The sequence below is a fragment of the Methylobacterium sp. WL69 genome (assembly GCF_008039485.1).
Taxonomy (GTDB): Bacteria; Pseudomonadota; Alphaproteobacteria; order Rhizobiales; family Beijerinckiaceae; genus Methylobacterium.
The window spans coordinates 73,131-88,024 of record NZ_VRUZ01000003.1 but is presented as its reverse complement, the minus strand read 5'-3'; the positions used below and the strand labels follow the sequence as shown (position 1 = coordinate 88,024).

The window sequence follows — 14,894 nt, the reverse complement described above, 5'->3', positions numbered from 1 at the left end:
GGGTCCCCTCTCCTGAAAGGAGAGGGACAGGGTGAGGTGTGTGAGTTTTTCGGAGATGTCCCACACCTCACCCCAGCCCTCTCCTTCCAGGAGAGGGGGCCGGTCGCGACCGACACCGAACGTCCGGCCGGTCACCCGATGGAGGGGCCGCCGACAAGGGACCCCTGTGGCCCGTCCGGACTTGCCCTCGCCGCCCGCGTCGATGCCCTTCTCGCGGGCGGGGCGCGCTGGGTGTGGTTCCGCGAGCGCGATCTGGCGCCGGGCCCGCGCGAGACACTGGCCCGTGCGGTGTTGGCGCGGGTACGCGCCCGGGGGGGCGTCCTCAGTCTCGGAGGCGACGCGGCACTCGCCGCCGCACTCGGCGCGGACGGCGTCCACCTGCCCGGTGGGGCGACACCGGCCGACATGACGGAGGCGCGCCGCCGCCTGCCCGCGGGTCTGATCGGAGTTTCCGCACACACCATCGGAGACGTCGAGGCGGCCGCCCGGCACGGCGCGGACTACGCCACCCTGAGCCCGATCTTCGCGACGCCGAGCAAGCCCGGCTACGGCCCCGCCCTGGGGCCGGAGGCCTTGCGGGCGGCGAGTCGCCACGGCCTGCCGGTCATCGCCCTGGGGGGCATCACACGCGAGGGGGTCCGGCCATGCCGGGTGGCGGGGGCCGCCGGGATCGCCGTCATGGGCGGCCTGATGCGCGGCGGCGACCCCGCCGGCGACGTGCGCACGCTTCTCGACGCCTGGAGGACGTAAAGCGGCGCTGGAAACCAACTCCCCCCTCGGGCTGTAGGATTCACACAACTGCGAATGAACCGATCCCGTGCAGCGGCAGGCATCCGCATGCGGGCGGGAGGCGCACCGGGGCTCCCTCTCCTGGAAGGAGAGGGGACCTGCGCTGCCCGCGGGATGTGTGAAGGCCGTAGCCCCCTCGGGAGAGGGCTGAACGCGCTGCGAAACGCCGAAAAACTACTTCGGGTCGGCCGCCGGGCCGTAGGGCGGGCGCGGGATCGCCCGGTGGGCGGCGCGCAGGGCCGCCGACCAGCGCTCGCGCAGGTCGTGAAAATAGCCTTCGCCCGCTTCGATGCGGTGGTTGACCTCGAGGGTGAGGGCGTCGCGGCGCACAAGCGCGATGTCGATGGGCAGGCCGACGCCGAGGTTGGACCGCATGGTCGAGTCCATGGAGACGAGGCCGACCTTGAGGGCGTCGTAGAGATCGGTCTCGTACTTCACCGCCCGGTCGAGGATCGGCTTGCCGTACTTGTGCTCGCCGATCTGCAGGAACGGCGCATCGCCGCTGCACTCGATGAAATTCCCGGCGGAATAGATGAGGTACAGCTTCATCGGGTCGGTGCCGATCTGGCCGCCGAACAGGAGCGAGACGGAGAAGCGCAGGTTCGCCGCCTCGAAGGCGACCTTCTCGATCTCGCGCACCCGGCGGATGGCCCGGCCGACGAGCTGGGCCGCCTGGAACATGGTCGGCGCCTCGAGGAGCTTCATCTTCGGCTCGCCCGCATCGCCCTCGACGCCCTCCGAGAGCAGGCTCAGGACCGACTGGGTGATGGAGAGGTTGCCGGCGGATGCCAGCATCATCACCCGCTCGCCCGGCACGTTGAAGTGGTGGAGCTTGCGGTAGGTGGAGATGTCGTCGAGGCCCGCATTGGTGCGGGTATCGGCGATCATCACCAGGCCCTCCTCGACCAGCACACCAACGCAGTAGGTCATCGTCTCGAGCTTTCTTCGCGTCCAGTGGCCGGTGGAACTCAGGCCTGGACCGTCGCCTGTGCTTGCTCGACGCGGAGCTTCACGTCGAGGGTTTCCGTGCCGCCACCCATGCGGCTGCCGCGGATCGGGGCCGCGCCGAGGTAGTCGAGGCCGATGGCGACGCGGATATGCGCTTCCGTGGTGGCGATGCCGTGGGCGGGGTCGAAGCCGACCCAGCCGAGGTTGGGCACCAGGGATTCGACCCAGGAATGGCCCGCCTCCTGATCGACCATCCCGTCGTCGCGGTGGAAGTAGCCCGAGACGTAGCGGGTCGGGATCTCGAGGTGGCGCGCGGCGGCGATGAAGATGTGGGTGAGGTCCTGGCAGACGCCCTTCTCCTGCTCGAACGACTGCGCCGCCGTGGTGCTGGCGCTCGTCGGTCCCGGCTCGAAGGTGACGCGATCGTGCACGGCGGCGAGCAGCCGGTGCAGGCAGGGCAGGGGCGAGGTGTCGCCGGCGGCCCGGACCTCCCGGGCGAAGGCCTGGATCGGCTCGCTCGCGAGGGCGAGGTCGGAATCGCGCAGGTAGAACTCGTCGGGCAGGCGCTCGACGGTGCCGCGCACCACCCCGTGCATCTCGTTGGTGTCGACCTCGCCGGTGACGCGGATGGTCAGGGATTCCGCCGGCTCGTCGGCGGTGAACCAGTGCACCACGTTGCCGAAGCCGTCCTCGCGCTCGCTGATCCGGCCGTCGATGGACGGCTCGATGCGCCAGCGCCGGACGTACTGGCCGTCATGGTCGCGCGGACGCAGGCGCAGGACCTGGATCAGGTTCCGGGCGGGATGCTCGTAGGTGTAGTTGGTCTCATGAAAGACGCGGATTCGCATGAGGCGACCTTTTCGCGGGTGCCGACCGGGTCGGAACCACTACACCAGATATTGCTCGATGACCGCTGCGCCGAGGCGGTTGTTCTCGGCGATGAACGCCGTGACGAACTCGTGCAGGCCGGAGGTGAAGATCCGGTCGATGTTCTCGCCCTCCAGGTGCGCCAGGGTGTTGCTGGCCAGCCGCTGGCTGGCGCCGCGCCGGCCGTAGGCGTCGGCGATGAGGTCGAGATGCTCCACCAGCATGCCGTAGCAGTTGTGGAGGGAGCGCGGCATCTGCCGGTTGAGGATGAGCAGATCGGCCACCAGCAGGGGCTTCACGCTCTCGCGGTAGACCCAGTGATAGGCGTTGAAGGCCGAGACCTCGCGCAGGATCGTGGTCCACTGGAAGTAGTCGAGGCTGCCGCCGACCCGCTCGGTGGCGGGCAGGAGGATGCGGTACTTCACGTCGAGGATGCGGGCGGTGTTGTCGGCCCGCTCGATGGCGGTGCCGAGCCGGGTGAACCAGTAGGCGTCGTTGCGCAGCATGGTGCGGTAGGCCGAGCCGTCGAAGGCGAGGGACACGCCCTTCACCCATTCGAGGAAGCGGGAGAACTCGTCGCGGTTGAGCTCGCGCCCCTCGTAGTTGCGCAACTCCAGCCACGCGCCGTTGATGGCGTCCCACATCTCCGTGGTCAGCGCCGTGCGCACGCTGCGGGCGTTCTCGCGCGCCGTCTCGATGCAGGAGCGGATCGAGGACGGGTTGTGCGGGCTGAACGCCAGGAAGTTGCAGACGGTCGCCTCGGTGATGCCGTCGTAGAGCGGCTTGAACACCTCCGGATCGCCGGCGGACGCCAGCGCCGAGGCCCATTCGTTGGTCTCGCCGCCGCCGTAGCTCGACGGCAGGGCCGCGAGGCGGTGCGCCGCGTCGAGGATGCGGGCGACGAATTCGGCCCGCTCGACGTAACGCGAGAGCCAGTACAGGTTGTCTGCGGTCCGGGACAGCATGGGCTTCCGTTGAGACGCCGGACACCGCGCTTCGCACGGCGGCCGTTGGGCTGAGGGGGACTATGCGGAGGCGGCGACGGGTTGGGAAGCGTGCCCGGCCCGGCCCGCCGTCAATGGGCGCGCGATTGTCAGGCGTCGAGGACCCAGGTGTCCTTGGTGCCGCCGCCCTGGCTCGAATTGACCACCAGCGACCCCTCCTTGAGGGCGACGCGGGTGAGGCCGCCCGGCACGATGCGGATCTCGTCGGAGCCGCACAGGACGAAGGGCCTCAGATCGACGTGGCGCGGCGCCACCCCCGAGGCCACGAAGGTCGGGCAGGTGGAGAGCGCCAGGGTCGGCTGGGCGATGAAGCCGTCCGGCGCGTGGCGGAGCTTCCGCCCGAACTCCTCGATCTCGCGCTTCGTCGCGTGCGGGCCGACGAGCATGCCGTAGCCGCCCGAGCCGTTGACCTCCTTGACCACGAGGTCCTTGAGGTTGTCCATGACGTAGGCGAACGCCTCCTTCTCGCGGCAGCGATAGGTCGGCACGTTGTGCAGGATCGGCTCCTCGCCCGTAAAGAACCGCACGATCTCGGGCATGTAGCTGTAGACCGCCTTGTCGTCGGCGATGCCGGTGCCGACGGCGTTGGCGAGGGTCACGGTCCCGCGCTCGTAGGCGTTCATGAGGCCGGGCACGCCGAGGACCGAGTCGGGCCGGAACACCAGGGGGTCGAGGAAGTCGTCGTCGAGGCGGCGGTAGAGCACGTCGACCCGGCGCGGCCCTTCCGTGGTGCGCATGTAGACCACGTCGTCCTTGGTGAAGAGGTCGGAGGCCTCCACCAGATCGACGCCGAGCTTGTCGGCCAGGAACGAGTGCTCGTAGAACGCCGAGTTGTAGCGCCCCGGCGTCAGCAGGGCGACGGTGGGGTCGCGGGTCGCCGTCGAGGGGGCCAGCGACCGCAGGGTGGCGAGCAGGGCGTCGGGGTAGTTCTCGACGGGCGCCACGCGGTGGCGGGAGAACAGCTCCGGGAACAGCCGCAGCATCACCTCGCGGTTCTCCAGCATGTAGGACACGCCGGACGGGGTGCGGGCGTTGTCCTCCAGCACGAAGAAGTCGTTCTCGCCGGTCCGCACGATGTCGATGCCGGCGATGTGGACGTAGAGGTCGTGCGGCACCCGGAAGGCGCGCATCTCCATGCGGTAGTGCGGATTGCGATAGACCAGGTCGGCCGGGATGATGCCGGCCTTGATGCAGTCCTGGGCGCCGTAGATGTCCTTCAGGAAGGCGTTGATGGCGGTGACGCGCTGCTTGAGGCCGCGCTCCAGAAAGCTCCACTCCGGCTTGGTGATCACCCGGGGAATGATGTCGAACGGGATCAGCCGCTCGGTGGATTCATTGGCGCCGTAGACCGCGAAGGTGATGCCGATGCGGCGGAACAGCATCTCCGCCTGGCTGCGGCGGGTGTTGAAATGCTCCGGCGGCGTGGTGTCGAGCCACGATTTCAGGCTGGTGTACGCTTCGCGCACGGCCGCATCGTCGAGGGTCCCGCCTTGGGAGGCCCCCTGCAGGACCCCATCGGGAAACCCGGTCATCTCGTCGAACGCAGCGAGCGCCATATACGCCTCCCTTAAACGCCAGGTTCCAGGCAAGAGGCGCGCCAGGGGCGGGCCGGCCGGCCGTTCGAGGTCTCGGCGGACCCCTTGCGGCGGACGCTAACACGCCGGGCGCGAGCCGACACGGTCAGATGAGCTTCAAACCCTTGAAGCTCGCATGGCCGTCGCGTCCGAGGATGACATGGTCGTGAACGAGGATGCCCAGGGGGTCGAGGACGCCGACGATCTCGCGGGTCATGCGGATGTCCGCCGCCGACGGGGTCGGGTCGCCGGACGGGTGGTTGTGGGCCAGGATGATGGCGGTGGCCGACAGTTCGAGGGCGCGGCGCGCCACCTCGCGGGGATAGACCGGGGTGTGATCGACGGTGCCGCGCCCCTGGACCTCGTCGGCGATGAGGTGGTTGCGCCGGTCGAGGAACAGCACCCGGAACTGCTCGCGCGCCGCGAACGCCATGGTGGCCCGGCAATACTGCAGGACGGCGCTCCACGACGACAGCAGGGGGCGGGCCGCGATGGCGCCCCTGGCCAGGCGATGGCCTGCCGCTTCGATGAGCTTCAGGTCGGCGATGACCCCGGCGCCGATGCCTTCGATTTCGGCAAGTCGGGCCGGCTCGGCAGAGATCACCTCGGCGAAGCTGCCGAAACGGCGGATCAGCGCCTTGGCGAGGGGCTTCACGTCGCGCCGGGGAATGGCGCGAAACAAGGCAAGTTCGAGGAGTTCGTAATCCGGCAGGGCATCGGCGCCGCCCTGCGCGAACCGGGCGCGCAGGCGGTCGCGGTGGCCGAGGTAGTGCGGCTCGGCCTCCGCCGGCCCGGCCTCGCCGGACGGCAGGGGAGCGTCGGGAGGTCGGCGGCGAGTCATGGGACGGGCTCAGGCCGCCGGATTGACCGGCTGGTGCAGGCCTTTCGGCGAGAACGTGAAGATCTCGGCGCCCGTCTCCGTCACCGCCACCGTGTGCTCGAACTGGGCCGACAGCGAGCGGTCCCGCGTCACGGCCGTCCAGCCGTCGGACAGCACCTTCACGGCGGGGCGGCCGAGGTTGATCATCGGCTCCACGGTGAAGAACTGGCCGGGCTTGAACGTCACGTCGTAGCTCGGCTCGGCGTAGTGCAGGATGGTCGGGGCGTCGTGGTACAGGCGCCCGAGGCCGTGGCCGCAGAAGTCGCGCACCACGGAGCAGCGCTCGGCCTCGGCATAGGCCTGGATCGCCCGGCCGATATCGGTGGTGGAGCCGCCGGGCTTGATCGCCGCGATGCCGCGCATGAGGCACTCGTGGGTGATCTCGCACAGGCGCTGGGCCTTGCGCGGCACCTCGCCGACATAGGCCATGCGGCTCGAATCACCGTGCCAGCCATCGACGATGAGACAGATGTCGAGGTTGACGATGTCGCCCTCGCGCAGGGGCTTGTCGTTGGGGATGCCGTGGCAGACCACGTGGTTGATCGAAGTGCAGATGGATTTGGGGTAGCCGCGATAGAGCAGGGACGCCGGGTAGGCGCCGTGGTCCATGGCGAAGGTGTAGGCGAGGCTGTCCAGGGCTTCCGTGGTCACGCCCGGCGCCACGGCCTCCATCAGCACGTCGAGGGCCTCGGCGGTGAGGCGGCCGGCCTTGCGCATGCCCTCGAATCCCTCCGGCCCGTGGATGGGCGGCTCGGGCGAGCGCCGTCCGGTGTCGGAGACGGCCTGATCGGTCTGGGTCATGGGCGGGCGTTTCGTGGCTGGCCGGGAAAGCTCCTCTGTACGACCCCGCGCGAGCGAGGCCAACCCTGACCCGGTGCGGGGTCGGCCGGGCTAGGCGCCGGGCCGGGGAGGGGCTAGACACCGTGTCTCGACGAACGGGCGCCCGAACGGGTTTCGACGGGCCGGCAGGCAGGACGGGACGATGGCTGACAAGGCGGTGCCGCACTTCCACAACGACCTCGGGGTCGCGGTGATCCAGGTCGGGTCGCGGGAGTTCATGTGCATCGGCGCGCGCCCGCCCTTCGACCATCCGCACGTGTTCCTCGACATGGGCACGGAGGACGAGATCATCTGCCAGTACTGCTCGACCCTCTACCGGCACCGCCCGAGCCTGAAGGCCGGGACCGCCGATCCGGCGGCCTGCGTGTGGGACGACCGGACCACGGCCGCCGCCTGAACCCCGTGCCCCCCATCACCCCGAGTCGGATCGCCATCGTCGGCGCCGGGATCGGCGGCCTCACGGCGGCGCTCGCCCTCGACGCGGCCGGCCACGACGTCACCCTCATCGAGCGCCGCACCGGCTTCAGCGAGGTCGGCGCCGGCCTCCAGCTCTCGCCCAACGCCAGCCGCGTCCTCATCGGCCTCGGCCTCGGCGCGGCCCTCCGCCGGGCCGCCAGCGAGCCGCCGGGCGTGGTGGTGCGGGCGCTGGCCACCGGCCGGACCCTCGGCGAGATCCCCCTCGGGCCCGAGCACCGCGAAAACTTCGGCGCGCCCTACTACGTGATCCACCGGGCCGACCTGCAGACCCTGCTCCTCGACGCCGTGCGGGGCCGCGCCGGCATCCGGCTGCTCATGGGCCGCGACGTCACCGGCCTCGTCGAGACCCCCGACGCCATCAGCCTCACCCTGGAGAGCCACCAGGGCGCCCGCTCGGAGACCTTCGTGGCCGACCTCGCGGTCGGGGCCGACGGGGTGCGCTCGCGCCTGCGCGGCCACCTCGACACCGCGCCCCTGCGCCCGTGGCGCGCGGCGGCCTGGCGGGCGCTGGTGCCGCGCGAGGCGGTGCCGGCGGACCTCGACGGCGAGGCCACCGGCCTGTGGCTCGGCCGCGACCGCCACGTGGTACATTACCCGATCCAGGGCGGCAGCCACCTCAACATCGTCGCCGTGGTGCCCGAGCGCACCGGCACCGACGATTGGGGCCGGCTCGGCGAGCCGGCGGTCCTGCGGGCGCGCTTCCCCGATGCGGCCCCGCCCCTGGCCGCCCTCCTCAACCTGCCCGATTCCTGGCTGGTCTGGTCCCTGGTCGATCGCCCGCCGGCCAGCCCCCTGGCGCGGGGCCGCCTCGCGCTCCTCGGCGACGCCGGCCATCCGATCCTGCCGTTCCTGGCGCAGGGCGCGGCCCTCGCCGTGGAGGACGCCGCCATCCTGGCCGCCTGCCTCGCGGCGGCGCCGGTACCCGAGGCCCTCGCCGCCTACGCCAAGGCCCGCACGGCCCGCGTGCGTAAAGTCCGCGCCGCCGCCCGTTCCAACGGCCGCAGCTACCACGCCGGCGCCCTCGTCGGCCGGGTGCGGAACGTGGTCATGCGCCGCCTCGGCCCCGCCGGCATGACCCGCCGCTACCGCTGGCTCTACGGCTGGACGCCGTGATCGCGGACAGCTTGATCTCGGACGTTTGCCCCGCTACCGCAGGAACCGGCATGCGGACGTGGCGAAACCGGTAGACGCACGAGACTTAAAATCTTGCGGCCGCAAGGCTGTGCGGGTTCGAGTCCCGCCGTCCGCACCATATCCTGGGCCACGCGCCGGCAGGCCGGGTCCCCGATCCCGTCCCCGCCCGCTTCCATCGCCTCGGGATCGAGGTCGTCTCCGGCACGGACGGCGACGCCCGGCCTTCTCGACGGGCGTATCCGGCACGTTGCGCGCGGCAGCCCATCGGACGAGGCGCCTAGCGCTTCTTGCCGAGTTCCGCCGCGATGTCCTTGACCATCCGGCCGGCCTTGCGGTGCGCGGTAGTGAGCTGGTCCTGGGTGACGCCCCAGCGTTTCATCCAGAACTCGACGGCCTTGCGCTCCGACAGGTCGAGACGGTCCTTGTCGATGAAGCCCCGTTTGTCCTTCAGCCCGGCCATGTCCGATCCCCCGCCCAGGGAGCGCATGTCGGACCTCGGGGTTTCCGGGTCAAGCCTCGCGCCCGGGAAGCCGGTCTCCGGGCGGACGGCGCGACGTTCAGGGTCGCCCGACGGCGGCCCCGGCGCGGGCCGACACGCGCCTCAGCGCCATCGCGGCGGCGACGCCGAAACCCCCTCCGGCGATCTTCACGAGGCCGTCGCCGATCCGGCCGTGCCGGGTCGCCTCCAGCACCTGAAGCAGTTCGAGCCCGGCCCCCGCGAGGGTGACCAGCGCCAGGACCTCCCAGCGTCGACGCGGGTATCCGAAGGCGAACAGGAAACCGAGGGCCGCGAACGCACCGAACCGCTCGAGGCCGACGGGCGCACCGCTGACCGGGCGCAGTCCGATGGGCACCAGGGTGGCGAAGATCAGGGCGGCCAGGAGAATCCACGCGAGGAACCGGACAACGTGCGTCATCGGGCCGGTGTGCGGGCCGAGCGCGGCGGCACTGAGGCGGATGTGACGGTTCGGTGACGGGGCTTCTCGCCGGCCCCCAGATGTCGGTGACGATCCGTGTGACAACGAAAAAGGGCCGCCTCGCGGCAACCCCTTTCATCCCGTGACCCGAAGGTCCTAGTAGCCGTAGCCGTAGTAGCCGCCACCGCCGCCGTAGCCGTAGGCCGGCGCGTAGCCGTACCCGACCGCGCGCGGACCGCCGTAGGAATAGCCCCCATAGGCCGGGTAGCCATAACCGCCGCCGTAGCCGCCGCCATACGAGTTCGCCACGATGGCGCCCGCGGCGAGCCCGGCAATGCCGAGACCGACGGCCGCGCCGGTCCCGATCCCGCGGCGTCCATAGCCGCCGTAGCCCCGGCCGTAGCCACCGCCATAGCGGCCGAAACCGCCGCCGTAGCCACCGCGACCATACCCACCGTGGCCGTAGCCGCCGTGGCCGTAGCCGTAGCCGCGTGCCTCGGCCGGAGCCGACGCGAGGATGCCGAGGCCGAGAACGGCGGTCGAGACGAGTGCGAGGGTGCGCATTCGGTATCTCCTGCTGTTGTGATGATTGGGCTACCAACCCCCCAGGGACCGGACCGTTCCGAAAAAACGGGTTTCGAGACATGGATCACGCCGCGCCGCCGGCGTCGCGCAGCCGGGAGTCCGTGCGCGGCCGGCGGGAGCGAACCACACTCCCCGCAAACCGTTGACGGGGGCCGTCCGTTCGGTGCACGGGCTTTCGCAGCCCCAGTGTAAGGATCACGCCGTGCCGCAGTCCCGGCAGCCCCTGCAATCGTCCGCCCTGGCGGCGGCCTCCCTCGCGACCCTGCGCCGGGGCGACCAGCTCTTCGAGACCGAGCGCCGCCTCAACGCGGTGCTCAACAACGCGTCGGTGTCGATCTTCCTGATGGATGACCGCCAGCACTGCATCTACATGAACCGCGCCGCCGAGCAGCTGACCGGCTACACCCTCGCCGAGGTGCTCGCGCGCGACTGTCCGCTTCACGACATCGTGCACCACACCTATCCCGACGGCCGCCCGTTCCCCCTGGCGGAATGCGCCATCGACCGCGCCTTCCCGCAGAACAACCACGAGCGCGGCGAGGAAGTCTTCGTCCACGCCGATGGGCACTTCTATCCGGTCGGCTTCACCGCGAGCCCGATCCGCGACGATGCCACCAACATCATCGGCACCATCATCGAGGTGCGCGACATCAGCGAGGAGAAGGCGGCCGCCGAACGTCAGCGCCTGCTCCTCAACGAGTTGAACCACCGGGTGAAGAACACCCTCGCGACGGTGCAGTCCATCGCCGCGCAGACGTTCCGGAGTCAGGCCGATCAGGCCGCCCGGAGCGTGTTCGACGCCCGGATGGTCGCCCTCTCGACGGCCCACAACGTCCTCGTCGCGGACAATTGGGAGAGCGCCAGCCTGCGCAGCGTCGTCGAGCGCGCCCTGGCACCGCACCTCCTGGCCGAGCTCGACGTGAACCGCTTTCGCATGGAGGGGCCGGACGCGCGGCTGCATCCGAAGGTGGCGGTGACCCTCTCCATGGCGCTCCACGAGCTGATGACCAACGCGGCGAAGTACGGCGCCCTCTCCGTGCCCGAGGGCCGCGTCTCCGTGCTCTGGTCCCTCGCGGCCCTGGCGGACGGCAGGCAGCAGCTCGATCTGGTGTGGGAGGAGCAGGGCGGCCCCGAAGTTGCGGAGCCGACCCGGAAGGGATTCGGGTCGCGGCTGATCGAACGGCAGCTGCCCCTGGAATTCGACGGGAGCGCCAAGATCGATTACCGCAGCGCAGGGGTGGTGTGCGGGCTCAAAATTCCTTTGGTCACGTTGGGATGGATGGGACAGGACGTGATCGAACGGCAGGCAGCCCTATGACGCTGCTCCAGGGACGCCGGGTGCTGCTGGTCGAGGACGAGAGTCTCGTGGCCATGCTGGCCGAGGACATGCTGATGGAACTCGGCTGCGAGGTCGTCGTCGCCATGCGCCTCGACAAGGCCCTGGCGCAGGCGCGTGCGGGCCACTTCGACGCGGCCGTGCTCGATGTGAATCTCGGGGATTCCCGCAGCTATCCGATCGCCGACGTGCTGTTCGAGCGCTGCCTGCCGTTCCTGTTCGCCACGGGCTACGGCGCCGAGGGCGTGGAGGCCGCCTATCGGGCCGTTCCGGTGCTGCAGAAGCCCTACCAGCGGGCGCCGATGGAGCATCTGCTCCAGCGTCTGCTCACCTGCGAGGAACCGGTCCGGAAGGGAGCGGACCCGCATGCGGGGCTCACCTGCGCCTGCCAGGGCCCCGTCCCGGCAGCGGCCCCAGCGTTCCGCGCCGATGTCGTGACGTGAGGATTTTCGCAGTTGCGGGCGCGCCGTCCGGCGCGCGGGCTTAAGGACGGGCCCGGTGCTTCCCATGGTCACCTGCCCACGGTCGCGCCTGCGGCTATGCTCCCGCGCCTGACAGCACGGGCTTTCCCATGAGTGCCACCCTTCTCGGGCTCACCACCGTGGCCTTCCTCTTCCCCGCCCCGGCGGAGCGGCCGAACTTTCCCGATCCGCCACGCGGGACCGGATGGGCCGTCGCGGCGGTGGCGGTGTTTCTCGGGCTCGTGACCCTGGTGCCCCTCAGCCTCGCGCTGGCCGACAAATGGATCATGGAGGCCCGCGCGGCGGAGTGCCGGGCGGCCGGGGGACGGATGCTCCACGCCTCGGCCGACGGCCGTGCCTTCCGCTGCGAGCGCCCCGCCCGATGATCGCCGCCATCCGCGCCCGGCGCCCGCTCCATCTCGCCGTCCTGGCACTCCTGGCGAGCGCCGCGCCCGCGTCCGCCCGGACCCTCTGCACCCTCGTGGCGGACGCGGCCGACGGCGCGGTCCTGCGCGAGGAGGGCGATTGCCGCACCCGGGTGACGCCGGCCTCGACCTTCAAGATTCCGCTGGCGGTGATCGGTTTCGAGGCGGGCGTGCTCGGCGACGCCCACACACCGGTCCACGCCTTCAAGCCGGGCTATCCGGATTGGGGCGGCCCGGCCTGGAAGGAACCCACCGATCCGACCCGGTGGATGACCTACTCGGTGGTCTGGTACTCGCAGGTGATCGCCCACCGGCTCGGCCGGGCGAAGCTCGAAGCGGAGACCGCCCGGCTCGGCTTCGGCAACGCCGATTTCTCCGGCGATCCGGAAAAAAACAACGGCCTCGACCGGGCCTGGATCATGTCGTCCCTCCGGGTCTCGCCCGTGGAGCAGGTCGCCTTCCTCCGGCAGCTCGCGACCCGAACGCTGCCCGTCTCGGCCCACACCCTCGACGAGACGGGGAAGATCGTCACCGTCAGCCCCGCCGGGGATGGCTGGAGCGCCCACGGCAAGACCGGCACCGCGTTCCCGCGCAACGCCGACGGCAGCTTCGACGAGGCCCGCGCCTACGGCTGGTACGTCGGCTGGGTGACGAAGGCCGACCGCACCCTGGTCTTCGCCCGGCTCAACCAGGACGACGACAAACAGAGCCTGTCCGGCGGCCTGCGCGCCCGCGCGGAGTTTCTGGACGGGTGGCCGGCCCTCGCGGCCGGGCTCGGGCGGTAGGGCCGGCCTAGGCGCTCACCGCCGACTGGATCTCGAACAGGGCGCGGTACTGCCCCGACGGCCGGTGGATCAGGGCGGCGTGGGTGCCGTCCTCGACGATCCGGCCGTGGTCGAACACCAGGATGCGGTCCAGCGACCGCACGGTGGAGAGCCGGTGCGCGATGACGATGGCCGTGCGCCCGCGCATGAGCCGCTCCATCGCCTGCTGGATCAGCGCCTCCGATTCCGAATCGAGGCTCGAGGTCGCCTCGTCGAGGATCAGGATCGGCGCGTCGGCGAGGAACGCGCGGGCCAGGGCCACCCGCTGGCGCTCGCCGCCCGACAGCTTGACCCCGCGCTCGCCCACCAGGGTGCCGTAGCCCTTGGGCAGACGCGCGATGAAGTCGTGGGCGTTGGCGAGCCGCGCCGCCCGCTCGATGGCGGCGGCGGAGGCACCGGGCCGGGCATAGGCGATGTTCTCCGCAAGCGAGCGGTGGAACAGCGCCGGCTCCTGCGGGACGATGGCGATGTTTTCGCGCAAGGACGCCTGGGTGACGCCGGCGACGTCGGTGCCGTCGATGCGCACATGCCCGCCGGTGACGTCGTAGAGCCGCTGCACCAGCTTGACGAAGGTGGTCTTGCCCGAGCCCGAGCGGCCGACGAGCCCGACCCGCTGCCCGGCCGGGATGGTCACCGAGAGGTCGCGGTAGAGCGGCGTGGCGTGCCCGGCATAGTGGAACGTCACCGCCTCGAAGCGAATCGCCCCGCCCGTCACCGCCAGGGCCGTCGCCCCCGGCCGGTCGGCGACGCCGTAGGGCTCGGCATCGAGGGCCACGAGCTCCTCCATCTCGTTCACCGCCCGCTGGAGGTGGTTGATGTGCTGGCCGATGTCGCCGAGGTAGCCGTGGACCACGAAGTAGGTGGTGAGCACGTAGGCGACGTCGCCGGGCGTGGCGGCCTTCGTCCACCACAGCCACAGGGCGACGCCGACGATGGCGGTGCGCAGCGCCAGCAGCACGCCGAGCTGGCCGGTCACGCTCCAGGTCACCCGCATCCAGGTGCGGCGGGTGCGCTTGTGCCACTTGGCGAGAATCCCCGACAGGCGGGCGTCCTCGCAGCCCTCGGCGCCGAAGGCCTTGACCACGGCGTTGTTGCCGATGGCATCCGACAGGGTGCCGCCGAGCTTGGTGTCCCAGCCGTTGGAGAGCTGGGCCGCCGGCGCGATCACCCGCGTGGCGAGGCCGATGGCGGTGCCGACATAGGCCAGCGTGCCGAGCCCGATCACCACGCCCATGGCGGGCCAGTGGAGACCGAGCAGCACCATGGTGCCGAGGAGCACGACGACGGAGGGCAGCAGGGCCAGGAGCAGGGTGTCGTTGAGCCCGTCGAGGGCCCACATCCCGCGCGAGATCTTGCGCACCGTCGAGCCGGAGAAGCTGTTGGCGTGCCAGTCCGTGGACAGGCGCTGCACCCGGTGGAAGCCGGCCCGCGCCACGTCCGCCATGGTGCCGAGGGTGAGGGGCACCACCAGCGACCAGGCGACGTGGCGCAGGCCGATATGCGCGACCCCGAGGACCGCCATGGCGCCGAAGGCCGGCAGCGCCGCCCGCAGGGCCGCGTCGCGGTCGGCCTCCGCCAGGGCATCGACGAGGCGGCCGGCGTAGAGCGGCAGGAAGACGTCCGCGAGGGTGGCGCAGGTGATGGCCGCCACGAGGCCGGCCACGAGGCCGAGCCGGGCGCGCCACTGCCGGAACACGAAGGCGAGGACGCCGCGATAGGCGTTTTCACGCCGGGGACGAACGGGACTCATGGGGACCTCGCGACGCGGGGCGCGCGCCGTTCCGGGGGGCCGCGGCACGGGACCGGCAGCGGACGCGATCGATCAGGATGGGT

Annotated in this window: 17 protein-coding genes and 1 tRNA gene; 8 read left to right on the top strand and 10 right to left on the bottom strand. The window is 71.0% G+C overall.

Annotated elements, in window-relative coordinates; all coding sequences use genetic code 11:
- Positions 1 to 138: 138 nt before the first annotated feature.
- Positions 139 to 750, top strand: coding sequence for a thiamine phosphate synthase (locus FV218_RS01965; RefSeq protein ID WP_056095132.1), 612 nt, complete (start codon positions 139 to 141; stop codon positions 748 to 750).
- A gap of 213 nt (positions 751 to 963) precedes the next feature.
- Here FV218_RS01965 and FV218_RS01960 read toward each other — a convergent pair whose 3' ends face one another.
- From FV218_RS01960 to map, 6 genes are all read right to left on the bottom strand, one after another.
- Complete coding sequence (locus FV218_RS01960) at positions 964 to 1,719, bottom strand: hypothetical protein (protein WP_056094732.1); 756 nt, start codon at positions 1,717 to 1,719, stop codon at positions 964 to 966.
- A gap of 38 nt (positions 1,720 to 1,757) precedes the next feature.
- Positions 1,758 to 2,585: a transglutaminase family protein gene (locus tag FV218_RS01955; protein WP_056094730.1), complete on the bottom strand. Its 828-nt coding sequence runs from the start codon at positions 2,583 to 2,585 to the stop codon at positions 1,758 to 1,760.
- Between the two features lie 39 nt (positions 2,586 to 2,624).
- Positions 2,625 to 3,569, bottom strand: coding sequence for an alpha-E domain-containing protein (locus FV218_RS01950; RefSeq protein WP_056094727.1), 945 nt, complete (start codon positions 3,567 to 3,569; stop codon positions 2,625 to 2,627).
- A gap of 128 nt (positions 3,570 to 3,697) precedes the next feature.
- Entirely contained in the window at positions 3,698 to 5,164 is a 1,467-nt protein-coding gene (locus FV218_RS01945) for a circularly permuted type 2 ATP-grasp protein (protein ID WP_056094724.1), read from the bottom strand.
- Between the two features lie 124 nt (positions 5,165 to 5,288).
- On the bottom strand, positions 5,289 to 6,023 hold the full coding sequence (gene radC, locus FV218_RS01940) for a DNA repair protein RadC (protein WP_147708509.1): 735 nt from the start codon (positions 6,021 to 6,023) through the stop codon (positions 5,289 to 5,291).
- A 9-nt stretch (positions 6,024 to 6,032) separates the two neighbouring features.
- Positions 6,033 to 6,863 (bottom strand): type I methionyl aminopeptidase, encoded by an 831-nt coding sequence (map, locus tag FV218_RS01935; RefSeq protein ID WP_147708508.1) that lies wholly within the window; start codon positions 6,861 to 6,863, stop codon positions 6,033 to 6,035.
- Between the two features lie 181 nt (positions 6,864 to 7,044).
- On the opposite strand from map, the gene FV218_RS01930 reads away from it, so the two are divergent.
- The 3 genes from FV218_RS01930 (at position 7,045) to FV218_RS01920 (ending at position 8,631) form a co-directional block, all read left to right on the top strand.
- Complete coding sequence (locus FV218_RS01930; RefSeq protein WP_056094715.1) at positions 7,045 to 7,299, top strand: zinc-finger domain-containing protein; 255 nt, start codon at positions 7,045 to 7,047, stop codon at positions 7,297 to 7,299.
- A gap of 5 nt (positions 7,300 to 7,304) precedes the next feature.
- Positions 7,305 to 8,492, top strand: coding sequence for an FAD-dependent oxidoreductase (locus tag FV218_RS01925; protein ID WP_147708507.1), 1,188 nt, complete (start codon positions 7,305 to 7,307; stop codon positions 8,490 to 8,492).
- A 52-nt stretch (positions 8,493 to 8,544) separates the two neighbouring features.
- Positions 8,545 to 8,631 (top strand) — tRNA-Leu (locus FV218_RS01920).
- 159 nt (positions 8,632 to 8,790) lie between these two features.
- On the opposite strand, the gene FV218_RS01915 is transcribed toward FV218_RS01920, so the two are convergent.
- From FV218_RS01915 to FV218_RS01905, 3 genes are all read right to left on the bottom strand, one after another.
- Positions 8,791 to 8,973, bottom strand: coding sequence for a DUF3606 domain-containing protein (locus tag FV218_RS01915; RefSeq protein WP_056095126.1), 183 nt, complete (start codon positions 8,971 to 8,973; stop codon positions 8,791 to 8,793).
- Positions 8,974 to 9,070: 97 nt separating this feature from the next.
- Positions 9,071 to 9,430, bottom strand: a complete 360-nt coding sequence (locus FV218_RS01910) for a hypothetical protein (protein ID WP_147708506.1) — start codon at positions 9,428 to 9,430, stop codon at positions 9,071 to 9,073.
- A gap of 156 nt (positions 9,431 to 9,586) precedes the next feature.
- Positions 9,587 to 9,994, bottom strand: coding sequence for a hypothetical protein (locus tag FV218_RS01905; protein WP_147708505.1), 408 nt, complete (start codon positions 9,992 to 9,994; stop codon positions 9,587 to 9,589).
- A 223-nt stretch (positions 9,995 to 10,217) separates the two neighbouring features.
- Between FV218_RS01905 and FV218_RS01900 the strand changes: the two genes are divergently transcribed.
- The 4 genes from FV218_RS01900 (at position 10,218) to blaOXA (ending at position 13,022) form a co-directional block, all read left to right on the top strand.
- On the top strand, positions 10,218 to 11,333 hold the full coding sequence (locus FV218_RS01900; RefSeq protein WP_147708504.1) for an HWE histidine kinase domain-containing protein: 1,116 nt from the start codon (positions 10,218 to 10,220) through the stop codon (positions 11,331 to 11,333).
- Positions 11,330 to 11,794: a response regulator gene (locus FV218_RS01895; protein ID WP_147708503.1), complete on the top strand. Its 465-nt coding sequence runs from the start codon at positions 11,330 to 11,332 to the stop codon at positions 11,792 to 11,794. Before FV218_RS01900 ends, FV218_RS01895 begins: the two co-directional genes overlap by 4 nt.
- Before the next feature lie 128 nt (positions 11,795 to 11,922).
- Entirely contained in the window at positions 11,923 to 12,198 is a 276-nt protein-coding gene (locus FV218_RS01890) for a hypothetical protein (RefSeq protein ID WP_056094702.1), read from the top strand.
- The gene (gene blaOXA, locus FV218_RS01885) at positions 12,195 to 13,022 is read left to right on the top strand and encodes a class D beta-lactamase (protein ID WP_147708502.1); all 828 of its coding nucleotides are present in this window, start codon (positions 12,195 to 12,197) and stop codon (positions 13,020 to 13,022) included. The genes FV218_RS01890 and blaOXA overlap by 4 nt, the downstream gene beginning before the upstream one ends.
- A 7-nt stretch (positions 13,023 to 13,029) precedes the next feature.
- Here the strand turns inward: blaOXA and FV218_RS01880 are convergent, their stop codons facing one another.
- On the bottom strand, positions 13,030 to 14,811 hold the full coding sequence (locus tag FV218_RS01880; protein WP_147708501.1) for an ABC transporter ATP-binding protein: 1,782 nt from the start codon (positions 14,809 to 14,811) through the stop codon (positions 13,030 to 13,032).
- Between the last annotated feature and the right edge of the window lie 83 nt (positions 14,812 to 14,894).

What these genes read in the sequence shown, in the direction of transcription:
- FV218_RS01965 (WP_056095132.1), top strand. Translation starts at nt 139, where the DNA reads ATGGAGGGGCCGCCGACAAGGGACCCCTGTGGCCCGTCCGGACTTGCC.
- FV218_RS01960 (WP_056094732.1), bottom strand. Translation starts at nt 1,719, where the DNA reads ATGACCTACTGCGTTGGTGTGCTGGTCGAGGAGGGCCTGGTGATGATC.
- FV218_RS01955 (WP_056094730.1), bottom strand. Translation starts at nt 2,585, where the DNA reads ATGCGAATCCGCGTCTTTCATGAGACCAACTACACCTACGAGCATCCC.
- FV218_RS01950 (WP_056094727.1), bottom strand. Translation starts at nt 3,569, where the DNA reads ATGCTGTCCCGGACCGCAGACAACCTGTACTGGCTCTCGCGTTACGTC.
- FV218_RS01945 (WP_056094724.1), bottom strand. Translation starts at nt 5,164, where the DNA reads ATGGCGCTCGCTGCGTTCGACGAGATGACCGGGTTTCCCGATGGGGTC.
- radC (WP_147708509.1), bottom strand. Translation starts at nt 6,023, where the DNA reads ATGACTCGCCGCCGACCTCCCGACGCTCCCCTGCCGTCCGGCGAGGCC.
- map (WP_147708508.1), bottom strand. Translation starts at nt 6,863, where the DNA reads ATGACCCAGACCGATCAGGCCGTCTCCGACACCGGACGGCGCTCGCCC.
- FV218_RS01930 (WP_056094715.1), top strand. Translation starts at nt 7,045, where the DNA reads ATGGCTGACAAGGCGGTGCCGCACTTCCACAACGACCTCGGGGTCGCG.
- FV218_RS01915 (WP_056095126.1), bottom strand. Translation starts at nt 8,973, where the DNA reads ATGGCCGGGCTGAAGGACAAACGGGGCTTCATCGACAAGGACCGTCTC.
- FV218_RS01910 (WP_147708506.1), bottom strand. Translation starts at nt 9,430, where the DNA reads ATGACGCACGTTGTCCGGTTCCTCGCGTGGATTCTCCTGGCCGCCCTG.
- FV218_RS01905 (WP_147708505.1), bottom strand. Translation starts at nt 9,994, where the DNA reads ATGCGCACCCTCGCACTCGTCTCGACCGCCGTTCTCGGCCTCGGCATC.
- FV218_RS01895 (WP_147708503.1), top strand. Translation starts at nt 11,330, where the DNA reads ATGACGCTGCTCCAGGGACGCCGGGTGCTGCTGGTCGAGGACGAGAGT.
- FV218_RS01890 (WP_056094702.1), top strand. Translation starts at nt 11,923, where the DNA reads ATGAGTGCCACCCTTCTCGGGCTCACCACCGTGGCCTTCCTCTTCCCC.
- blaOXA (WP_147708502.1), top strand. Translation starts at nt 12,195, where the DNA reads ATGATCGCCGCCATCCGCGCCCGGCGCCCGCTCCATCTCGCCGTCCTG.
- FV218_RS01880 (WP_147708501.1), bottom strand. Translation starts at nt 14,811, where the DNA reads ATGAGTCCCGTTCGTCCCCGGCGTGAAAACGCCTATCGCGGCGTCCTC.